Annotated in this window: 21 protein-coding genes; 11 read left to right on the top strand and 10 right to left on the bottom strand. The window is 63.6% G+C overall.

The features are described 5' to 3' along the window. The first annotated feature begins 19 nt into the window (after positions 1–19). Both ASD04_RS15750 and ASD04_RS15745 read left to right on the top strand, forming a co-directional pair. The gene (locus ASD04_RS15750; protein ID WP_056259027.1) at positions 20–1,249 is read left to right on the top strand and encodes an amidohydrolase family protein; all 1,230 of its coding nucleotides are present in this window, start codon (positions 20–22) and stop codon (positions 1,247–1,249) included. Positions 1,250–1,274: 25 nt separating this feature from the next. Further along, positions 1,275–2,744 carry an aldehyde dehydrogenase gene (locus tag ASD04_RS15745; protein ID WP_056259024.1) on the top strand — a complete coding sequence of 490 codons (1,470 nt, stop codon included), beginning with the start codon at positions 1,275–1,277 and terminating at the stop codon, positions 2,742–2,744. A 7-nt stretch (positions 2,745–2,751) separates the two neighbouring features. Here the strand turns inward: ASD04_RS15745 and ASD04_RS15740 are convergent, their stop codons facing one another. The 5 genes from ASD04_RS15740 to ASD04_RS15720 form a co-directional block, all read right to left on the bottom strand. Continuing rightward, the gene (locus ASD04_RS15740) at positions 2,752–3,726 is read right to left on the bottom strand and encodes a LysR family transcriptional regulator (RefSeq protein ID WP_056259023.1); all 975 of its coding nucleotides are present in this window, start codon (positions 3,724–3,726) and stop codon (positions 2,752–2,754) included. Positions 3,727–3,791: 65 nt separating this feature from the next. After that, positions 3,792–4,646, bottom strand: a complete 855-nt coding sequence (locus ASD04_RS15735; protein WP_162245146.1) for a polysaccharide deacetylase family protein — start codon at positions 4,644–4,646, stop codon at positions 3,792–3,794. Positions 4,647–4,703: 57 nt separating this feature from the next. Then, positions 4,704–5,525: an IclR family transcriptional regulator gene (locus tag ASD04_RS15730; RefSeq protein ID WP_056259020.1), complete on the bottom strand. Its 822-nt coding sequence runs from the start codon at positions 5,523–5,525 to the stop codon at positions 4,704–4,706. 75 nt (positions 5,526–5,600) lie between these two features. After that, entirely contained in the window at positions 5,601–6,584 is a 984-nt protein-coding gene (locus ASD04_RS15725) for a tripartite tricarboxylate transporter substrate-binding protein (RefSeq protein ID WP_056259018.1), read from the bottom strand. Next, positions 6,577–6,927: an NIPSNAP family protein gene (locus ASD04_RS15720; protein ID WP_056259015.1), complete on the bottom strand. Its 351-nt coding sequence runs from the start codon at positions 6,925–6,927 to the stop codon at positions 6,577–6,579. Before ASD04_RS15720 ends, ASD04_RS15725 begins: the two co-directional genes overlap by 8 nt. Before the next feature lie 317 nt (positions 6,928–7,244). On the opposite strand from ASD04_RS15720, the gene ASD04_RS15715 reads away from it, so the two are divergent. The 6 genes from ASD04_RS15715 to ASD04_RS15690 are packed head-to-tail and all read left to right on the top strand — an operon-like array spanning position 7,245 to position 11,725. Further along, positions 7,245–8,015 (top strand): class II aldolase/adducin family protein, encoded by a 771-nt coding sequence (locus ASD04_RS15715; RefSeq protein ID WP_056259013.1) that lies wholly within the window; start codon positions 7,245–7,247, stop codon positions 8,013–8,015. A gap of 31 nt (positions 8,016–8,046) precedes the next feature. Further along, complete coding sequence (locus ASD04_RS15710) at positions 8,047–8,523, top strand: tripartite tricarboxylate transporter TctB family protein (protein ID WP_056259012.1); 477 nt, start codon at positions 8,047–8,049, stop codon at positions 8,521–8,523. 3 nt (positions 8,524–8,526) lie between these two features. Beyond that, complete coding sequence (locus ASD04_RS15705; protein ID WP_056259009.1) at positions 8,527–10,029, top strand: tripartite tricarboxylate transporter permease; 1,503 nt, start codon at positions 8,527–8,529, stop codon at positions 10,027–10,029. 36 nt (positions 10,030–10,065) lie between these two features. Continuing rightward, a complete protein-coding gene (locus tag ASD04_RS15700; RefSeq protein ID WP_056259004.1) occupies positions 10,066–10,548 on the top strand; it encodes a nuclear transport factor 2 family protein in 483 nt (160 codons plus the stop codon). A gap of 25 nt (positions 10,549–10,573) precedes the next feature. After that, positions 10,574–11,398: a fumarylacetoacetate hydrolase family protein gene (locus tag ASD04_RS15695; protein WP_056259001.1), complete on the top strand. Its 825-nt coding sequence runs from the start codon at positions 10,574–10,576 to the stop codon at positions 11,396–11,398. A gap of 18 nt (positions 11,399–11,416) precedes the next feature. Continuing rightward, positions 11,417–11,725: an antibiotic biosynthesis monooxygenase gene (locus ASD04_RS15690; protein WP_056258997.1), complete on the top strand. Its 309-nt coding sequence runs from the start codon at positions 11,417–11,419 to the stop codon at positions 11,723–11,725. Between the two features lie 82 nt (positions 11,726–11,807). Here the strand turns inward: ASD04_RS15690 and ASD04_RS15685 are convergent, their stop codons facing one another. Both ASD04_RS15685 and ASD04_RS15680 read right to left on the bottom strand, forming a co-directional pair. Beyond that, positions 11,808–12,194, bottom strand: a complete 387-nt coding sequence (locus ASD04_RS15685) for a PRC-barrel domain-containing protein (protein WP_056258994.1) — start codon at positions 12,192–12,194, stop codon at positions 11,808–11,810. 104 nt (positions 12,195–12,298) lie between these two features. Continuing rightward, entirely contained in the window at positions 12,299–13,867 is a 1,569-nt protein-coding gene (locus ASD04_RS15680) for an EAL domain-containing protein (protein ID WP_056258991.1), read from the bottom strand. Between the two features lie 196 nt (positions 13,868–14,063). Here ASD04_RS15680 and ASD04_RS15675 point away from each other — a divergent pair, with 196 nt between their 5' ends. Continuing rightward, positions 14,064–14,321, top strand: a complete 258-nt coding sequence (locus ASD04_RS15675) for a hypothetical protein (protein ID WP_056258988.1) — start codon at positions 14,064–14,066, stop codon at positions 14,319–14,321. Further along, on the top strand, positions 14,321–14,650 hold the full coding sequence (locus ASD04_RS15670) for a hypothetical protein (RefSeq protein ID WP_056258979.1): 330 nt from the start codon (positions 14,321–14,323) through the stop codon (positions 14,648–14,650). The genes ASD04_RS15675 and ASD04_RS15670 overlap by 1 nt, the downstream gene beginning before the upstream one ends. A 56-nt stretch (positions 14,651–14,706) precedes the next feature. Here the strand turns inward: ASD04_RS15670 and ASD04_RS15665 are convergent, their stop codons facing one another. From ASD04_RS15665 to ASD04_RS15655, 3 genes are all read right to left on the bottom strand, one after another. Beyond that, positions 14,707–15,372 (bottom strand): OmpA family protein, encoded by a 666-nt coding sequence (locus tag ASD04_RS15665; protein ID WP_056258976.1) that lies wholly within the window; start codon positions 15,370–15,372, stop codon positions 14,707–14,709. A 109-nt stretch (positions 15,373–15,481) separates the two neighbouring features. After that, positions 15,482–16,252 (bottom strand): SDR family oxidoreductase, encoded by a 771-nt coding sequence (locus ASD04_RS15660; protein WP_056258973.1) that lies wholly within the window; start codon positions 16,250–16,252, stop codon positions 15,482–15,484. Between the two features lie 245 nt (positions 16,253–16,497). Then, a complete protein-coding gene (locus tag ASD04_RS15655; protein WP_156461275.1) occupies positions 16,498–17,817 on the bottom strand; it encodes a hypothetical protein in 1,320 nt (439 codons plus the stop codon). A gap of 351 nt (positions 17,818–18,168) precedes the next feature. Between ASD04_RS15655 and hemA the strand changes: the two genes are divergently transcribed. Further along, the gene (gene hemA, locus ASD04_RS15650; RefSeq protein WP_056258969.1) at positions 18,169–19,449 is read left to right on the top strand and encodes a 5-aminolevulinate synthase; all 1,281 of its coding nucleotides are present in this window, start codon (positions 18,169–18,171) and stop codon (positions 19,447–19,449) included. Positions 19,450–19,461 lie beyond the last annotated feature (12 nt).

Here is a 19,461-nt window from a genome sequence, read left to right as displayed (position 1 = left end):
CAACACGGATGAACCACCCATGACCAAGACCAATTTCAACATCCCCCTGAGCGGCGATCGCAGCATGCCGATCGAGGGCTTCGACACCTCGCTCCACCTCAAGCATGCGGCCGACCAGGCCAAGGCGCGGGGCTTCGACCGCTTTCCGATCATCGACGTGGATTCCCACCACTACGAGACCGAGTCGTTCAGCGAAATCCTCGAATATCTCGATGATCCGGTGCTGCAGCAATTGGCCAAGACAGCCAGCGCCAGCCGGCACGGCGCCTTCGGCATGCTGCCGGGCAATATCGGCTACCAGGACATGGGCGGCCGCGTGGCGCGCTATCCGCTGCGCCAGCTGGAAAAGACCGGCCCCGAGGCGCATCGCGACATCACGCTTACCAAGCGGTGGATGGATGCCCTGGCGGTCGACATCGCCATTCTCTTTCCCACCCCCATGCTCAATCTGGGCCTGCATCCGCAGATCGAGATCGAGGTGGCGCTGTCGCGGGCCTATAATCGCTGGCTGACCGAGAAAATCCTGCCGAACGATCCGCGCCTGCGATCCATGCTCTACCTGCCCTTCAACGACCCCCAGGCCACCTATGAAATGGCCAAGGAGTTCGCAGGCAAGCCAGGCGTGCTGGGTTTCATGGTGACGGCGACGCGCAACCGCGCCGTGCATAACGACGCCTATATGAAGACCTATGCCTTCCTAGAAGAGGCGGGCCTGCCGCTGGGGTTCCACGCTTCCTACAACTGGAACGACCAGACCATGGCGATGATGAACAAGTTCTTGTCCGTCCATGCGCTGGGTTTTGCCATCTCCAACATGGTCCACCTGACCAATTGGGTGATCAATGCGCTGCCGGTGCGGTTCCCCAAGCTCAAGGTGATCTGGATCGAAAGCGGGCTGGCCTGGATTCCGTTCCTGATGCAGCGCCTCGACCACGAATATTACATGCGCAAGTCGGAGGTTCCCTCGCTCACCAGGCCGCCCAGCGATTACATGCGCGAGATGTTCTACACGTCCCAGCCCATGGAGCGGCCCAACGACATCCGCGAGCTGGAGCAGACTTTCCGCATGATCAATGCGCCGACCCAGCTCATGTATTCGTCGGACTACCCGCATTGGGATTTCGACGTGCCAAGCGTGATCTACGACCTGCCGTTTCTCTCCGAGGAGGACAAGCGCGCGATCCTTGGCGGCAATGCCGCCCGGGTCTTCAACATCGACATCAAGGAAAAGCTCGCCAAGAGCATCTAGCGGCCATTTCCGAGGGGAAGACAGCATGCAGACCTATGACATGTATATCGGCGGCGAATGGGTGCCGCCGGCTTCCGGGACCTATCTCGACAGCATCGATCCCTATACCGGCAAGGCCTGGGCCCGCATCGCCCGCGGCAATGCCGAGGACGCCGACCGGGCGGTCGAGGCGGCGCACAAGGCGTTCAGCGACGGCCCCTGGTCAAAGCTGACGGCCACCCAGCGCGGGGCGCTGCTGCGCAAGCTGGGCGACCTGCTGGCCGCCAATGCCAGGCGCCTCGCCGAAATCGAGGTGCGGGACAATGGCAAGCTGATGGCCGAGATGTTCGCGCAGGCCAGCTATATTCCCCAGTGGTACTATTATTTCGGTGGCCTGGCCGACAAGATCCAGGGCGCCGTCATCCCGATCGACAAGCCCGGCGTGCTCAACTACACGCGCCGCGAACCCTTGGGCGTGGTCGTCGGCATCACGCCGTGGAACTCGCCGCTGCTGTTGGCGACCAACAAGATCGCGCCGGCTCTGGCCGCCGGCTGCACCCTGGTCATGAAGCCGTCGGAATATACCTCGGCCTCGTTGCTCGAATTTGCCAAACTGGTCGAGGAAGCTGGCTTTCCGCCCGGCGTCTTCAATGTCGTTACCGGGCTGGGCGCCGAGATCGGCGATCGCCTGACCACCCATCCGCGCGTGGCCAAGATCGCCTTTACCGGCGGGGAAATCGGCGGCAAGGCGGTCTATCAATCGGCGGCGCGCAATCTCAAGAAAGTCTCGCTCGAACTGGGCGGCAAGTCGCCAAACATCGTCTTCGACGACGCCAACCTCAACAATGCGGTCAATGGCGCCATTTCCGGCATCTTCGCCGCCAGCGGGCAGACCTGCATCGCCGGTTCGCGCCTGCTGGTGCAGGAAACCATCTATGACCAGTTCATGGAAAAGCTGCTGGCGCTGGCCCGCACCGCGCAGATGGGCGACCCCAGCCGCAGCGACACGCAGGTCGGCCCGGTGACCACCAAGCCGCAATATGACAAGATCCTCGACTATATCGCCATCGCCAAGTCCGAGGGCGCCACCTGCGTCCTGGGCGGCAAGGCGGCCGATCGCGGCGGCTGGTTCGTGGAGCCGACCATCTTCACCGGCGTCACCAACGACATGCGTATCGCCCAGGAGGAAGTGTTCGGGCCGGTTTTGTCCGTCATCAAATTCAAGGACGAGGACGAGGCCGTGGCTATCGCCAATGACGTGCTCTACGGCCTGGCGGCCGGGGTATGGACGCAGAGCATCGCCCGGGCGATCAATGTCTCCGACCGCCTGCAGGCCGGCGTCATCTGGGTCAATACCTATCGGTCGGTCAGCTATTCCTCGCCGGTCAACGGCCACAAGATGAGCGGCATCGGGGCCGAGAACGGCATCGAGGCGATCGACGAATACCTGCAGACCAAGAGCATCTGGATCAACACGGCCTCGGAAGTGCCGAACCCGTTCATCATGCGCATCTAGGGGCGGCTCAGGAGCGCGGCGACCTGGCCTGACGGTGGGTGTTGGTACTGACCAGCCGCGCTCCCGGCAGGCCCTCGTCGCCCAGCTCCTGCACCGTGTGCAGCAGCACCTCGCGCAAAGCAGTCGCCGCCGGCGACAGCGGGCGTTCGCGCGGAGTGATGAGGCCGATCGAGCGATGGATCGTCGGCTCGACCATCGGGCAATGATGGAAGTGCCGTCCGGTCGAGAGCGACGACAGAGCCAGCGTCGGCAGCACCGATAGCAGCCCGCTTTCCGAGACGATGTCGAGAACCGTGGAGATGCGCGTCACCGAATAGGTCGCTCGTCGACTTATGTCCTCGAGTCCACCGACATCGGCGACGAGATAGGCGATGCCACTCCACTGCACCATCTGCTGCATGCCGTAGTCGGTCAGCTCGCGCCAGCTCATCTGCTGGCGGGTGGCGAATTCGTGGTCCGGCGGGCAGACCAGGTGCAGCTCATCCTCGATCAGCGGGCTGAAATCGAGCGCCAAGTCCTGCTTGAACATCACCGAGACCGCGAAATCCGCCTCGCCCTGCCGCACCCGATCGCCAATGCCGACAGCGTCGACCTCGAGCACATGGATTCGGAGCCCCGGATGGAGCTTGCGGAAGTTCTCGACCACCGCCGGCATGAGCCGCAACAGGGTGGAGGACATGCAGGCCACCGTTACCGAGCCGATATCGGGTTCGCCGGCATTGCGGATGAGATCAACGCCGATGGCGAGATTGTCGAGCACGCGCACGGCATGGGGCAGGAAGGTCTGGCCAGCGCTGGTCAGCGCCACATGCCGCCGGTTGCGCTGCAGCAGCGGCACATTGATGAGAAATTCGATCTGCTTGATCGACTGGCTCAGTGCGGACTGGGTAACGCCAAGCGACTGCGCGGCCCGCCGGAAATTCTGGAACCGGGCCAGCGCCACGAACATCTGCAATTGCCGGATCGTCGGCAAGGCCACCATGGCGGAACCTCATCCACGCCGAACGTTACGGCGCCTCTGCGCCATGGCTAGCACATCGGCACGGCTCAGGCGAAGAACCGCTGGGCGTAAGGCACAGCCTCTATGCCGGTTCCCTTGAACCAGGTGGCCAGCTCGTCATGCCGGGGAAACCACACACCCTCATGACCCTTGAGATAGGCCAGAATTTCGCTGAACACCGACGAGACCAGCGGCCGCCCGCCGAACTGGCTATGCAGCGTCAGGTTGATCAGCGCGCCCGGCTCGTTGGCATAGAGGTAATCGAACGTGTCCTTGTAGGCGTCGAAATAGGCGCGCGGGCTCTGTCTCAACACGCGATTGTCGGCGAAATCGGTATGCGGCAGGCCGATAATGGAGCCCTGCGGTGTCTGCACCACGCGCGGCAGGTCCTCGTCGTTATAGTCGCCGTGCCAGAGGAAGCCTTCGCCCGCCAGCAGCTCGGCCGTATGGTCGGTCGAGGCCAGCACCGGGCTGATCCAGCCCTTGGGCTTTTCGCCCAGATGGGTGACGAACACATCCGAGCAGCGCCGGATCATCGCCAGTTCCTCGTCGCGGCTCATATAGGCCATGAGTGCATCCTGGGTGTAGGAATGCGCCGCGATCTCGTGGCCATCGGCGACGGCCATGCGCATGGCATCGGGGATCAGTTCGATGGATCGCGCATTGGCGCAGATCGTACCCTTGATGCCGTGCTGGTTGAGGATGCGCATGATGCGCCACACGCCGGCCCGCACGCCGTAGGAGGCCCAGGTGACGCCGGCACGGTCATAGGTGCCGGGCTTGAGCGGCGTCGTCATCGGCGAATAGGGCGGCGCCTTGCCGTCCGACCAGCTCTCCAGCAACACGGTGACCATCACGGCGATCTTGCGGTTGCCGGGCCATTGGAACGAAGTCTGGGTCATTTTCTGCATACCTGCGTGGTCGTCGCCCCTGCGGGGTCGGTGGGGATTATCGAAGAACTAGAGCCGGCTCTGCATCGCCTCGACGAAGCGATCCAGCACCGGGCGTAGCGCCATCTGGCGGTCGAGCGTGCCGTTCACCTTGGGCGCGGTGATGCTGATCGACAACAGGCCATCCTCGCGGTGGTCGGTGGTCAGCGCGCGCGCCACGCAGGCTATGCCGGGCAACACTTCCTCGTCGTCGAGCGCATAGCCCTGCTCGCGAATGGTCTTGAGCTCGCGCCGCAGCTTGGCGACGGTGCTGACCGAATTGGGGGTGAGGACGGAGAGCCTGCGCAATCCCACCAGCCGGTTTTCCAGATTATCCTCGGGCAATGCAGCCAGCAGCGCCTTGCCCGACGCCGTGCAATTGGCCGGCACATGGCGGCCGATCTCCGAACGCAGCCCCAGTTGCAACCGGCTGTTGTGATCCTGCCGGGCCAGGTAGACCGCGTTGAGCTGGTCGTCGAGTACGGAAAGCTGGATGATTGCGCCCAGGTCGGCGTCGATGGCGTTGCAGACCTCGTAGAATTCCCGCACCAGGTCGACGCTGGCGACATAGGCCGATCCCAACTGCACCAGCCGGCGGCCGAGCTGGTAGCCCGACTGGCTGCGCCGCACGAACTGCGCCAGCACCAGTTCGGAGCAGATATTGAGCGCGGTGGACTTGGGAATGTCGAGACGTCGGGCGATATCGGCGAGCGAGAAGGCCCGATGTGGCGTGCCCTCGAGCAGAGCCAGCAAGCGGGCCGCCCGTTCGATCGCGGGCACGAGGCCCTTCTGCAGGCCCTCCGGAGTCTCGTTTGCGGGCTGGGCGCTCTGGGTGGTCGTCTTGCTTTTCACGGATTCTCGCGCGCTGGATTGATGTGTGTGGAAGCCCACTCGCCCTGCCGGGCGAATGGGCCGGGTTGGCTTCGGCTATTCGTCGAGCAGTGCCGGGTTGGCCTCGACAACGCCGCGGTAGAGGTCATAGGTCGCCTGCGACAGGGCCGCGAACTCCTCCGGTGTCGATCCGACCGCATCGGTTCCGACCTGGAGCAACTTATCGACCATCTCCGGCTCGTGCATCACCTTTGCGATGGCGGCTGCCACCTTGTCGACAACTTCGGGGGGCGTGCCCTTGGGGGCAAACACCCCGGTCCAGTAGACGTCGACAAGGTCGACCCCGGTTTCCTGCAATGTGGGCAGGTCGGGCAGCACGGCGGAGCGCTCGGCGGTGGTCACGGCCAGGCCCTTGAGGGTGCCGGCCTTGATATCGTTGGAACGCGCGGGCAGACCGTCGATCACCATGCTCACCCGCCCCGAGATAAGGTCGGCCGTGGCCGCACCGGTGCTCTGGTAGGGAATGTGGATGAGGTCGAGACCAGCCTTGGTCTTAAACAGCTCGGTCAGCAGGTGAACGGCGGTGGTATTGCCCGACGAGGCATAGCTGTATTCGCCCGGATGCGCCTTAACCTCGGCGATGAACTCGGCCATGGTGTCGGCGGGGAAGTTGGGGCCCACGACGATGGCCGAAGCGAAGGCCGTCACCTGGGATACGGGAATGAAATCCTCGAACCAGTTATAGGGCAGGTCATCGCGCACGGCCGCCTGGGCTGGACCCGAGGACGAATGGTAGAGCAGCGTATAACCATCGCTGTCCGAACGATGCACTTCGGCCGCGCCGAGCGAACCGCCGCCGCCGCCGATATTCTCGACGATGATATCGGTGCCCAGCTCTTCGCCCAACTTGTCCGCCATGAAGCGCGCGGTCGTGTCGATGCCACCACCGGCATTGAACGGCACGACGAGCCGAATGGGCTTGTTGGGATAGTCCTGCGCCGCCGCCGCACCCGCGCCAAGAAGCGCGAGCCCGGCGCCGAGCGCCACCATGCCGCCCTTGAGCAGCTTGAATTTATTCATGAGTTCCTCCCCTTTGAATGTAGGCCTGCAAATGCTCCGTGAAGAAAGGCGCCGGCTTCAGAATGGTGGTCTGCTGGGCAGTGACCCATTCGCGGGCGTGTTTCAGATACGCCATCCATTCCGGATCATTCGCCAGTTGCTGGCGCTTGTGCGTCCGCTCATCGAGCGAGGCGTAGTACCAGCTCATCACCATCTGGTTCAGCGGCCCGATTTCGGTTGAATAATACCCGACCGGGTTGCCGAGATGGCCAATCTGTACCGCGCGGCCACGCTCCCCATAGTAGTCGAGGAAGGCCGGTGTTGCTCCCGGCTTCAGCGTATAGACGCGCTGCTCAACAAACATCGCGCAAACCTCCCTGCACGATCCCCTGCCCGCAGCGGCGCCGCAGGCCAGTGAACGTCAGTCACTGTATTGAACGGAATTCACCTAAGCAAGCGATAGAATCAAATTTTGCGCACGAACAGCCCGATTTTCCGGACGGATTCGAATGTGATCCCTACATCGAAACGCCATAAACTACTGATATACACATATAAAAATTAAAATCAGGCTTTCATTCTTTTCTCGAATGGTGTTCAGCCTATTGAATATAATTCAGCGCTATTGACAGAACCACTCCCCCAGCCCTAGCGTGATGGCAGAAAAACGAGGGGGAGAAAATGGCCCAGACGGGTTCCCAGGCGCAGGGCGCCAAGCCGGCCGGAATGTCGGATGCGGAGTGGTCGGCACGTATCGATCTGGCCGCCGCCCACCGGCTTGCCGACATGTTTGGTTGGACCAACCTGGTCTACAACCACATTACGCTGCGTGTCCCCGGCGAGAGCAACTGCTTTCTGCTCAAGCCCAACGATGAGTTGTTCAACGAGGTCACCGCGTCCTCGCTGGTCAAGCTCGACCTCGACGGCAAGGTGCAGGACGGCTCGCGCTCGGTGAATGTGGCAGGTTTCAATATCCATACGGCCGTGCTGGCTGCGCGGCCCGAGATCAATTGTTCCATCCACGTCCATACCAAGGCCGGCATGGCCATCTCGGCGCTGGACGTAGCGGTGCTGCCGCTTACCCAGGGCTCGATGCGCTTTTACAACCGCATCGCCTATCATGATTATTACGGTATTTCCGACAAGGATGCCGAACGCGCCCAGATCGCTGCCGATATCGGCTCGATGAAGGCGATGATCCTGCGCAATCACGGCCTGCTCACCTGCGCCCCCGGCATCGGCGAGGCGATGATGAGCATGAAATACCTCATCGACAGTTGCGAGGTGCAACTGGCGGTGCAGGCCAGCGGCGCACCGTTGCGCCTGCCGCCGCCCGATATCTGCGAGCTGGCCGCCAAGCAATGGGACAACCACGACAAGCGTGGCAATGTTGCCGAGTGGGCCGCGCTGATGCGCATGGCCGATGCCTTCGATCCTACATTCCGGCGCTGACGCGCCAGCCGATCCCGGGAGGGTTTCGCTCGTGGTTCTCAAACGCGAAGATGTTCTGACCGGCGGGCTCTGTGTCCTGCTGGGCGCGGGCTTCGCCATCTATGCACTGGTGACGCTCAAGGTGGGCACACCCTCCAAGATGGGCAGCGGCTTCTTTCCTGTCATGCTTGGCGGGCTGCTCGCGGCACTTGGCCTGGTCATCGGGTTTCGTTCCTTGACCAATCCGGGGGCAGAAATCGCCCCGGACGAGGAGCCGCTCGGGGCGATACCGTGGCGGGCGATCGTTACGCTCACGCTGGCGCCGATCCTGTTTGCTGCAACGGTACGCGGCCTGGGCCTGGCCCTGGCAACGGCTCTCTGCGTCGGCGTCGTCTGCTTCGCCAGCCCGCGCATGACCTTGAAGATGGCAATCGGGGTGACCATCGGGCTCACCATTCTCTGTGTCGCCGTGTTCAGCTTCGGCCTGCGCCTGTCGCTGCCGCTGCTGCCCACCTTTATGGGGAACTAGGCCATGGACATGCTGGCCAATCTGGCGCTCGGCTTCGCCACCGCCACTTCCACCGAGCATCTGATCTACTGTTTCGTCGGCGCGCTGCTCGGCACGCTGATCGGCATCCTGCCCGGCGTCGGCCCGACCGCGACCATCGCCATGCTGCTCCCCATCACCTTCACCCTGCCGCCCACGGCATCGCTGATCATGCTGGCCGGCATCTATTACGGCGCCCAGTATGGCGGCTCGACCACCGCCATTCTCATCAACCTGCCGGGGGAAGCCTCCTCGGCGGTAACGGCGATCGACGGTTATCAGATGGCGCGCCAGGGCCGGGCCGGGCCGGCATTGGCTATCGCGGCCATCGGGTCCTTCGTCGCTGGCACCGTGGCCACGCTGCTGGTCGCGGCCTTCGCGCCGATACTGACGCTGGTGGCGATCGAATTCGGCCCTGCCGAATATTTCTCGCTGATCGCGGTGGGTCTGGTCTGTTCGATCGCCCTGGCGCATGGCTCGGTGTTGCGGGCGCTGGCCATGGTGGTGCTGGGCCTCTTGCTCAGCGTCATCGGCACCGACGTCTATTCGGGCCTGCCGCGGTTGAATTTCGGGATGATCGAGCTGTCTGACGGCATCAACGTCATCGCCGTGGCCGTGGGTATCTTCGGCGTGGCCGAAATCCTGCGCAACCTGGGTGGCACTACCACGCGATCCAGCGAGATCAACAAGATCGGCAAGCTGATGCCGACGCGGGACGACCTCAGGCAGTCGGTGGCCCCGATCCTGCGCGGCACCGCTATCGGCTCCATCCTGGGCATTTTGCCGGGCGGCGGGGCGCTGCTGTCGTCCTTTGCCTCCTATGCGCTCGAAAAGCGGCTGGCGAAGCATCCGGAGCGGTTCGGCCATGGCGCCGTCGAAGCCGTGGCCGGGCCGGAAGCGGCCAACAATGCCGGGGCGCAAACCTCGTTCATCCCCATGCTCACGCTGGGCATTCCGAGCAATCCGGTCATGGCGCTGATGCTCGGGGCCATGCTGATCCAGGGCATTGCGCCAGGACCCTCGGTCATCACGCAGCGCCCCGAGCTGTTCTGGGGGCTGATCGCCTCCATGTGGATCGGCAACCTCATGCTGCTGGTGCTCAACCTGCCGTTGATCGGGATCTGGATCCGCCTGCTCAAGGTGCCCTATGAGGCCCTGTTCCCGGCCATCATCATCTTCTCGGCCATCGGGACCTATGCCATCAATGGCAGCGCCTTCGACCTCTACCAGATCGCCCTGTTCGGCCTGCTGGGCTACATGCTCTACCGGCTGAAATGCGAGCCTGCGCCGCTGCTGCTCGGCTTCGTGCTCGGGCCCCTGCTTGAGGAAAACCTGCGCCGGGCAATGATGATGTCCCGCGGCAATCCTGTGATCTTCATCGACCGCCCGATCAGCCTGGGGCTGCTGCTGGCTGCCGCCGCGCTGCTGGTGATCTCGGTGCTGCCCATGATGGTCCGGCGCCGTAAGGAGATCTTCGTTGAAGATTAGTCCCCTTTCCATTCCCCATTCAGGCGGAGACGACCAATGACCCCCTATTCCGACCCCCGGATCGGCCAGCGCGCCGAAGCAATGGAGCGGACCATCCGCACCTATTTCGACGGCTGCAACGAGGCCGATGCGGAAAAGATCATGTCGTGCCTCACCGAGGATGCCGTGCACTATTTCCCCCCCGGCATGTATCAGGGCCCGTTTCGCGGCGCCCGCACCATCGCCGATCGCTGGCTTGGCGCGGTGCAGGATCTCGGCTCCTATTGGAGTGTCGATACGCTGCTTATCGAGCCGGTCAGCTATCGCGCGGTGATGGAGTGGACCCACTTCAAGACCAGGCAGGGCAAGAAGCTGCGCGGCGACGAGTGGTACGGGTTCGATGCGGCCAGCGGCCGGATCAAGGAAATCCGCGCCTATTACGCCTCGCCGCAGGCCGCCGACCTCACCGACCTGGAACTGGGCGGCTTCGACTATGCCGGCCGTGGCTACCCGGCGGCGCCTCCGCCCGGCACGCGCTGACCAATCCATCTGGAGCAACTGAAAAATGACTGAATTCCGACGCGTGCAGATCGATGGGGTGGCGCGGACCGTCACCGTCGAAAATGGCGCCTTCACCTGGATCGACGGCAGCCGGCATGTGGTCGACAATGTCGTACACCTGCCGCCGGCCGTGCCGACCAAGGTGATCTGCGTGCATCTGAACTACCGCAGCCGCCTCGACGAGCTGAAGCGGCAGCAGCCTCCGGCGCCGACCTATTTCTGGAAGTCCGTCTCCTGCCTCAACGGCCATCGCGGCACGGTCGTCCGGCCGGCCAACTGCCGCTTCCTCAATTACGAGGGCGAGTTCGTGCTGGTCGTCGGCCGCACCACCCGCAACATCACGCCCGAGCAGGCGCCCGACTATATTGCCGGCTACACCATCGCCAACGATTTCGGCCTGCACGATTTCCGTGACACCGACGAGAACAGCATGGTGCGGGTCAAGGGCAGCGACACGCTGGGGCCGGTCGGCCCCGCCCTCGTCACCGATTGGGATTTCCGCAACAAGCGCCTGCGCACCCTCATCGACGGTCGCGTGGTGCAGGACGCCAATACCAATGACCTGCTCTGGGATCCGCACTACCTGCTGGCCGACCTGGCGCGCACCATCACCTTCGAGCCCGGCGACATGATCCTGACCGGCACGCCGGCCAATTCGCGCCCGATCGAGCCCGGCTCGACCATCGTGGTGGAAGTCGAGGGCCTCGGCACACTGGAGAACCGCATCGCCTCGGCCGAGATCGCCGTTCCATCCGGCTTCGGCGCGCAGCCATCCACCTCGGACGGCGTGCAGTCGATCGCGCTTGGCAGCGATTTCCGCAAGGCGTGAACGAGGACGAAACCTGCAATGATACTCGAGATCGCCCAGATCGACATCAAGCCAGGCTTCGAGGCGGAATTCGAGGACGGTGTTCGCCGCGCCACGCCGCTGTTCATGCGGGCCACGGGCTTCCAGTCGTTCCAGTTGCGCAAGGTGGTAGAGCGCCCCCAGCGCTACCAACTGGTCGTGCGCTGGGGCAGCGTCGAGGACCACGTCGTTGGCTTTGGCGGCTCAAAGGACTTTCTGGCCTGGCGCCAGCTCGTCGGCCACTGCTTCCAGGATCTGCCCTATGTCGAACATAGCCTCGAGGTTGTCGGCTGGTCCAAGGAGGCTTAGCAGCGGGCCGCAATGAAAAACCGGCGCCCCTTCGAGGGACGCCGGCGACAAGTATCATCTGGTGCTGAAATGCCTGGCGTGACTAGATCCAGTAAGGCGCCACACCGTAGTAGTCATAGACGCGACGGCCATTCTCGGCGGTCCAGAAGTCGTCGTCGTTGTCGTATTTCGGCGCGCCCTCGAGCTGATCCTTGGTCACGTCGACGCGATAGCCGCCCAGGCTTTCGTCATAGTTGAGCTTGGACCAGGGCAGCGGATAGTGGTCGTGCCCCATGCCAAGGAAGCCGCCGAAGCTCAGTACGGCATAGGAGACCTTGCCACTGCGCTTTTCGACCAGAATGCGTTCGATCGAGCCGATATGCTCGCCGCGCGGGTCGTAGACCTTGGTGCCTTCGACCTTGTCGGAAGCAATGAGGTCATGCGTTTCCTTGACGTTGGCATCGCGGTTGCGAATGTCTTCGTAAGCCATTTTCAAACTCCTCTTTGCGTTGCGTGTGTTTGGGAAACGCCACGCAAACCGACCGGTTCCCCGATCCTGAAAAGTGATCGGAGCCGGCAGCGGCAAGAGGACGATCAGGCGACCAGGGTCGGGCGGCTGCGCTGTGGGGTCGGCCCGCGTTCGGCGATGAAGCGCGCGAAATGGTCGAAATCCAATGGCCGGGCAATATGATAGCCCTGGGCGAGATCGACCCGGCCGCCCTGGCGCAGCATATCGAGCCGCGCCGCGGTCTCGACGCCTTCCACGACCAGCGTCCGCCCGGCAGCATGCGCCATGTCGATGGCGTGACCCAGCATCTGCCCCATCACCGAGCCATCGGGGGCCATGGCAAAGGAGCGGTCGAGCTTCACTCCGGCAACGGGCAATTCGGCCAGCGTGTGGATGGACGAATAGCCGGAGCCGAAATCGTCGATATAAGTGGCTATGCCGGCTTGCCACAGCGCCTCGATGGCGGCGAGGGCGCTGCCGCGCTCGACCTCGCTGGTCTCCACCAGTTCGATCACCACGGCGAAGCGATCGGCCAGCGCCAGGAAGCCGCCCAGCATCTCCACCAGCAGCGCCCCGTCGAGGTCGCGCGGGAAGATGTTGAGATTGACCTGCAGCGCCCGGCTCGATGGCGGAAGGCTCGATAGCTCGGCCAGCGCCCGGTTGATGACCATGCGGGTAAAGGCGGCGGTCAGGCCGTTCTTTTCGACGATGGTCAGGAACTGGTCCGGAAACACCATGGTCCCGTCGACATCCCGCCAGCGGGCCAGCACTTCGCAGCCGGCAATGCGGTCGCGGCGCAGGTCCAGCAGCGGCTGGTAGGCACAGACCACGCGCTCGGCCCGGAAATTGCGCAGGAAGCGCGCTTCGAACGACCAGTAGCGCGCCAGCATGGCCCGCAGATATCGCGCCAGCCAGGCCGACAGGACGACGCAGACCAGCAGCGTCAGGCCGAGGATCATGCCGCCCAGGGCGAAGAGGTTGGCCAGGGTGGCCCGCGCCGACAGGCAGTGCAGGCCGATTTCGTCGCAGGCGGTCTGCAGGAACGCGCCGCCCCGCAGGCCGAAGGGACCGGCCGGCGGCGCGACAAGCGAAGCGGCATAGAGACCCGGCTCGCCCGATATGTGCCACCATTTGCCACCGGGCGCACGCAGCACGACCTCGACGCTGAGCCAGCGGGGGATCGTATCGGGAAGCGGGGTACGGGGCACAACCATGCCATGCTCCCCGCGCAGCGCGATGGTTCCCTGGGCGTTGTCCAGGCCCATGAAATCGAGGTCCTTGTTGAACCAGAAGGAGATGCCGAAACGGTCGTTAGAGGCCAGGTCCGGCTCGCCAAGCGCCACCGGCACCGGCAGCATGCCGCCATTGCCGCTGCAGACGATGGCGCCGTTCCGCGCGTAGAACAGCTCGTTGATGCCATCGGGAAGAAAGGCGATGCGGCGCTGCTGCATCGTGTATTCCCGCGAGCAGGGCACGGCCGTCAACTGTTCGTCCATGGCGTCGAAAGTGTTGAGCACCGCCGTCCGGACGCGGGTGTAGCTCACCATGGCGCGGTCGACCTCGGCGCGCAGGTTGGCATGCACCTGATCGGACAGGAACCAGCCCGATCCGGCCAGCAATGCCGTGAACAGCACGGCCCAGAGAACAAAAAACACCAGTCGCCGATGCGTGTCGGCTATCAGTAAACCCGCAAACCTGCCCATGGACGGCCCCCGCCAGCCCGTCCATCTGGCCAACAATTCATCAAATTGAAGTTAAGCCACCCGCCCCTGGCGCAGGAAACGGAACCGCGGCGAGCGGCGCGCATTGACTCGGCAAAGACGGATGTTCCGCTGCCAAAGGAGACGCGCCATGGTTTTTGACAGCCTCCGCGAGCGCATGGGGGGAGACGACAATCTCACCCCGATGCGGATCGCCCATAACACGCTCTTTACCGCCAAGGAAAAGATCGCGCTGCTCAGCCAGCTCAAGGCCGATGTGACCGGCGCCACGCAGGAGGGCACCGAGTTGGGCTTTGACGCCGATGAGATCGACCAGGCCATAGCCGAGGTGCGCGCGGGCGTGCAGGCCGGCATGGGGAGTGAAACCGTGATCAAGGGAGATTTCTGATGGCTACCGCCCCAAAGCAACCGACGCCCACCGTGGCGGAAGTGGATGTGCTGATCGACGAGAATGGCTCGCGCATCGACGTGCCCGATGGTTCGCCCATCAAGGTCGCCGGCGAGCACGAGGCCACGGTTGGCGCGACCGGCCCCACCAACTGGTGGTTCTATGGCGTTATCGGCCTGGCCATCGTCATTGCCGTGCTGTTCCTGATGCAGATGTTCCAGGGCGCACCATCGACCGATGTGCAGCCGGGCACGCCGACATCGGAAAGCGTGGTTGCCCCGGCGGCCGACGACGTGCCGGTGCAGGAGCCGGTGGTGCCGGCCAACTAAGGACATAAAAAAGGCGCGGCCCAGGGACCGCGCCTTCAATAGTGCTGGTCAACCCATCAGCCGTTGATCGGCGCGATCTGGATTTCCACGCGGCGGTTCTGGGCGCGGCCGGCTTCGGTGGCGTTGGACGCGATCGGGGAGGTTTCGCCCTTGCCTTCGATATAGAAGCGGCGCTGGTCGATGCCCTGATTGGCCAGGATCGTGGCGACCGAAACGGCGCGGCGCTGGCTGAGGCTGAGGTTGTAGGCGTCGTCGCCCTGGCTGTCGGTGTGGCCGTAGACGTCCACGATCGACTTGTCGAACTTCTTGAGCACGAGCGCGACCGAAACCAGCGTCGAATTGAAGCCCGGGTTCACCGTCGACTGGTCGGTAGCGAAGGTGATGTTGGACGGCATGTTGAGGATGATGTTCTGGCCGACACGGGTCACCGAAACGCCGGTGCCCTGCAGCTGGGCGCGCAGTTCGGCTTCCTGCTGGTCCATGTAATTGCCGATGGCCGCGCCGGTCAGGCCGCCGACACCGGCGCCGATCAGCGCACCCACACGCGGATCTCCGCCCACGGCAGCACCCACCAGGGCGCCGGCAACGGCGCCACCGCCCGTACCGATCAGCGCGCCGCCGGCGGTGTTGGAAATCTGGGACTGGCCCGTATAGGGATTGGTGGTGGTGCAGGCGGTGAGCGCCAGGGTCGCGGCAATCGCGACCAGAATCTTCGACTTCATTAATTATCCCCCTGAAGGATCATGACAGTGGCCTGTTGGTGACCACTGAATACGGCAGGATGGTGGTGAGGGAAAGAGCCTGAACGGGGAATGAACGGTGCAGGACCGGTCAGCCGCTGGCCCAGCCGCCATCGACGAGGAATTGCTGTGCCGAAATCATGGCGCTGTCCTCGGCCGCGAGGAAGAGCGCCATGCGCGCAACGTCATCGGGATAGACCAGTCCCGCCAGCGCCTGTTCGGCCTCGATCCCCCTGAGCGCGGCGTCATCGATCCAGAGATCGAGCTGGCGCTGGGTGATGGTGGCGCCGGGCACCAGCGAATTGACGCGGATGCCCGACTTGCCCAATTCGCGCGCCATGGAGCGCGTCAGGCCGTGCATCGCCGCCTTGGCGGTTTCGTAGAGCGGGATTTGCGGCGTCATGATCATCCAGCTGATCGAGCCCAAATTGATGATCGAGCCGCGCCCCACCGCGATCATGCCCGGCGCCACAGCCTGCATGGCAAAGAAGGCGTGCCGGAGATTGACCGCCATGCGGTCGTCCCAATAGGCGGGGGTCACCTCGCGCCAATCGTGCCGCTGATCATGCGCCGCATTGTTGACCAGCACCAGCGCATCGCCCTGGGCGGCGGCAAAGCCTGATATGGCGGCGCGATAGGCGTCGATATTGGTGATGTCGCAACTCGCGAACCGCACCGCCTGCCCGGCCTGCGTCAGCTCATGCGCGAGCTTTTCGCCGGCCTCCACCGCAATATCGACAAATCCAACCCTGGCCCCCTGCCCCGCGAAGTTGCGCACCAGGCTTTCCCCGATGCCCGAGGCGCCCCCGGAAATGATCACCGGCACACCGGCAAGGCTGGGATAGGTGGCGAAGGTGCTCATGGTGAAATCCGGAAGCTCACGATCTGCTCCATCTGAGATACCGTCCTGCTTGCCATCGCGCAAGTAGATTTGAGGTACGTACCTCAAATTGACACTCGATGTCGGTGCGCTGTCCCTTCTCCCCTTGAGGGAGAAGGTGCCCGAAGGGCGGATGAGGGGTATTGAACTCCCCCACATTCAGAAGCATGGGTGAGCGCAGACCCTCACCCGGAAAATCCGCTGAACGCGGATTTCCACCCTCTCCCTCAGGGGGAGAGGGGTACCCCCACCCCGCGCGGGCTCACGTCCCGCCGCTCCATCTGCTGCAGCAGCGCCTCAACCTTCTCCACATTGGCCAGGTGCCGCGTCTCCATCGAGAAATTCAGCGTCACGTATTCGCGGCCCGGGCAGAAGGTGACGATATTGGTGGCCGGGTGCCAGGCGCCGCAATAGATCGGCTCCACCATGCCATGGGTCATGGGGCCATAGGTGCGGTGGGGCGGCACCAGGGTCAGCACCACGTGGATGCCGCCATTGAAGCGCCAGAAGCGCTTGCCGGGCAGGAAGGGCAGCACGCGGTTGATGCCGCGCAGGGCCTTGAACATGGCGTTCATCATCACCTGGAACTTGGTGATGTCCTTCTGCTCGATGGCCGCCACCGTGTCGTCCACGGCACGCACATAGTCGACGAAATCCTCGATCACGGCGAACTTGGCTTCCAGTGCCCGCACGCGGAAGAAGTCGTCATCGGCGTCGTTCCGCTTGGTGTCGAGCATCGTATAGGCCGCGCCGATCACCTTCTTGCTCATCGCCTTTTCCTCGCCCTCGCCATTGAGGGCGTGGGTGACGAGCGCGAAGAGCAGCGAGCGCTGGCGCACGCCGAGCTTGTTGGCAAGCTGGCGCAGGCGGTGGCGCTTGAGCGCCAGCGTCTTGAAGCCCCACGGCTTTTCGGCCGGCGCCATGATATTGGCGATGGCGATATAGAGCATGGCCGTAAAGCCACCGCGCAGCACGCCATTGAAGCGCGAGCGCCAACCGACCTTGTTGGCATGATTGGACATGGTGCCGTGGCTGGCCGATTGCGACCGGGTCAGCAGCGCCGAATCGGAGCCCTCCAACAGCGCATGGCTGGAGCGCACCTGGATGACCGAGGCGCGGCCTTGCGCATCGGGGCCACCCCGGCGCACTGCCGCCATGACCCGGAACAGCGGCAGGTCGGGCGCCTCGAAAATATCGGTCGACTTGCCGATCCACTTATCGGGATAGCCGTCCAGCTCATCCACCAATTCAACCGAAGTAATCGCGTCGAGCATATGCTTGGGGAACGGGTGGCCCGGGCGGGCGCCGACAAAGCCATGCGTCAGTTGCGGGGCCAGCGCCACCATCTCGGCGACCAGGTTGCCCAGGCCATCGGAATCGAAGCTGGTGGTGGAAAACGCGGTAAAGAAAACCGTGTCCTGGCCCTGGTAGAGAAACCACTGGAAATCGGTAAACAAGGCCTGCGGATTGCGGCTGACCGCCGCCTGCGCCAGGTCGAGCACTTCGGCGTGTTGACCAGCAAAACTCGAAGACGAAAAACTCTTCACTGAACTCACCCCCCAATGAGCCCGTTCGGGCCTTTTCGCGATGGTAGTCTGAGAGTCAACTTGCTTCAACACTGCGCCTTGGCAACTGCCAATTCGTGAATATCGTCGCGATCCCATGGCAGCGGCAAAGCAACATGCGTCGATCCGGCGCGATTGCCGCATTGGCAGAAGGTCCTTCGCACTTTAGAATGACTCTCATGTTCGCCGTCCCGCCCTTTTGCGCCGGAGCGGTTTGGCAGGGCGCGGCGCGCGTCGAATTGACCTATGTCAATGCGGCTGGCGCCAACCTAGTTATGGCTTGTTCGCCGGCGCGACCTACCCCGCCGACGGCAGGACAAAAGGGACGTTTGCATGGACTATCGCGGCATATTCGAAGATGCGGTGGATACGCTGCGGTCGGAAAAGCGCTATCGGGTTTTCGCCGATATCGAGCGGGTGGCGGGCCAGTTTCCCCGCGCCGTCTATCGCGACGATGCCGACAATATGCGCGACATCACCATCTGGTGCTCCAACGATTATCTGGGCATGGGCCAGCACCCCAAGGTCATCGGCGCCATGCAGGAGACTGCGGGCAAGCTGGGCGTCGGCTCGGGCGGCACCCGCAATATTTCGGGCACCAACCGGCCGCTGGTCGAGCTCGAGCGTTCGCTCGCCGACCTGCACCGCAAGGAAGCGGCCCTGGTCTTCACCTCGGGCTTCGTCTCCAACGAAGCGGCCATCGCCACCATCGCGCGACTGCTGCCCGATTGCGTGATTTTCTCGGACCAGCTCAACCACGCCTCGATGATCCAGGGCGTGCGCCAGTCCGGCATGCAGAAGGTGATCTTCCGCCACAATGACGTGGCCCATCTGCGCGACCTGCTCGCCGCAACCGACCGCAAGCGCCCCAAGCTCATCTGCTTTGAATCGGTCTATTCCATGGATGGCGATGTCGCCCCCATCAAGGAAATCTGCGACCTGGCCGAGGAATTCGGCGCGCTGACCTATATCGACGAAGTCCATGCCGTGGGCATGTATGGCGCGCGTGGCGGCGGCATTGCCGAGCGCGAAGGGCTGATGGACCGCATCGACGTCATCGAGGGTACGCTGGCCAAGGGTTTTGGCACGATGGGCGGCTATATCACCGCCAACAAGGCCATCATCGACGCCGTGCGCTCCTATGCGCCCGAATTCATCTTCACCACCTCCCTGCCCCCGGCCCTCTGCGCCGCGGCCCGCGCCTCGATCGAGCATCTCAAGGTTTCCGACCACGAGCGCCTCATGCACCAGCGCCAGGCCCGCCTCACCAAGGCGATCCTGGCCGATGCCGGCCTGCCGGTCATGGAGACCGAAACCCATATCGTGCCGCTGATCGTGGGCGATGCCCGCGCCGTCAAGGCGGCCAGCGACATGCTGCTCGACAAGCACAATATCTATATCCAGCCGATCAACTACCCCACGGTTCCCAAGGGCACCGAGCGCCTGCGCATCACCCCGACGCCTTTGCATACCGACGAGATGATCTTCGCCCTGCGCCATGCCCTGGTGAGCGTCTGGACGAGCCTGGAACTCCCGCGCGAGCCGGCCGATGCCGCCATCACGGCCAGCAAGCTGACGTCGGGCGACCTGACGCTCCCCACTATTGGCGGCTGAGACGAGTTAGCT

Source organism: Devosia sp. Root436, assembly GCF_001426345.1.
Lineage (GTDB): Bacteria > Pseudomonadota > Alphaproteobacteria > Rhizobiales > Devosiaceae > Devosia.
This window is presented reverse-complemented; position numbering and strand designations above follow the sequence as displayed.

What these genes read in the sequence shown, in the direction of transcription:
- ASD04_RS15750 (WP_056259027.1), top strand. Translation starts at nt 20, where the DNA reads ATGACCAAGACCAATTTCAACATCCCCCTGAGCGGCGATCGCAGCATG.
- ASD04_RS15745 (WP_056259024.1), top strand. Translation starts at nt 1,275, where the DNA reads ATGCAGACCTATGACATGTATATCGGCGGCGAATGGGTGCCGCCGGCT.
- ASD04_RS15740 (WP_056259023.1), bottom strand. Translation starts at nt 3,726, where the DNA reads ATGGTGGCCTTGCCGACGATCCGGCAATTGCAGATGTTCGTGGCGCTG.
- ASD04_RS15735 (WP_162245146.1), bottom strand. Translation starts at nt 4,646, where the DNA reads ATGACCCAGACTTCGTTCCAATGGCCCGGCAACCGCAAGATCGCCGTG.
- ASD04_RS15725 (WP_056259018.1), bottom strand. Translation starts at nt 6,584, where the DNA reads ATGAATAAATTCAAGCTGCTCAAGGGCGGCATGGTGGCGCTCGGCGCC.
- ASD04_RS15720 (WP_056259015.1), bottom strand. Translation starts at nt 6,927, where the DNA reads ATGTTTGTTGAGCAGCGCGTCTATACGCTGAAGCCGGGAGCAACACCG.
- ASD04_RS15715 (WP_056259013.1), top strand. Translation starts at nt 7,245, where the DNA reads ATGGCCCAGACGGGTTCCCAGGCGCAGGGCGCCAAGCCGGCCGGAATG.
- ASD04_RS15705 (WP_056259009.1), top strand. Translation starts at nt 8,527, where the DNA reads ATGGACATGCTGGCCAATCTGGCGCTCGGCTTCGCCACCGCCACTTCC.
- ASD04_RS15700 (WP_056259004.1), top strand. Translation starts at nt 10,066, where the DNA reads ATGACCCCCTATTCCGACCCCCGGATCGGCCAGCGCGCCGAAGCAATG.
- ASD04_RS15695 (WP_056259001.1), top strand. Translation starts at nt 10,574, where the DNA reads ATGACTGAATTCCGACGCGTGCAGATCGATGGGGTGGCGCGGACCGTC.
- ASD04_RS15690 (WP_056258997.1), top strand. Translation starts at nt 11,417, where the DNA reads ATGATACTCGAGATCGCCCAGATCGACATCAAGCCAGGCTTCGAGGCG.
- ASD04_RS15685 (WP_056258994.1), bottom strand. Translation starts at nt 12,194, where the DNA reads ATGGCTTACGAAGACATTCGCAACCGCGATGCCAACGTCAAGGAAACG.
- ASD04_RS15675 (WP_056258988.1), top strand. Translation starts at nt 14,064, where the DNA reads ATGGTTTTTGACAGCCTCCGCGAGCGCATGGGGGGAGACGACAATCTC.
- ASD04_RS15670 (WP_056258979.1), top strand. Translation starts at nt 14,321, where the DNA reads ATGGCTACCGCCCCAAAGCAACCGACGCCCACCGTGGCGGAAGTGGAT.
- ASD04_RS15665 (WP_056258976.1), bottom strand. Translation starts at nt 15,372, where the DNA reads ATGAAGTCGAAGATTCTGGTCGCGATTGCCGCGACCCTGGCGCTCACC.
- ASD04_RS15660 (WP_056258973.1), bottom strand. Translation starts at nt 16,252, where the DNA reads ATGAGCACCTTCGCCACCTATCCCAGCCTTGCCGGTGTGCCGGTGATC.
- hemA (WP_056258969.1), top strand. Translation starts at nt 18,169, where the DNA reads ATGGACTATCGCGGCATATTCGAAGATGCGGTGGATACGCTGCGGTCG.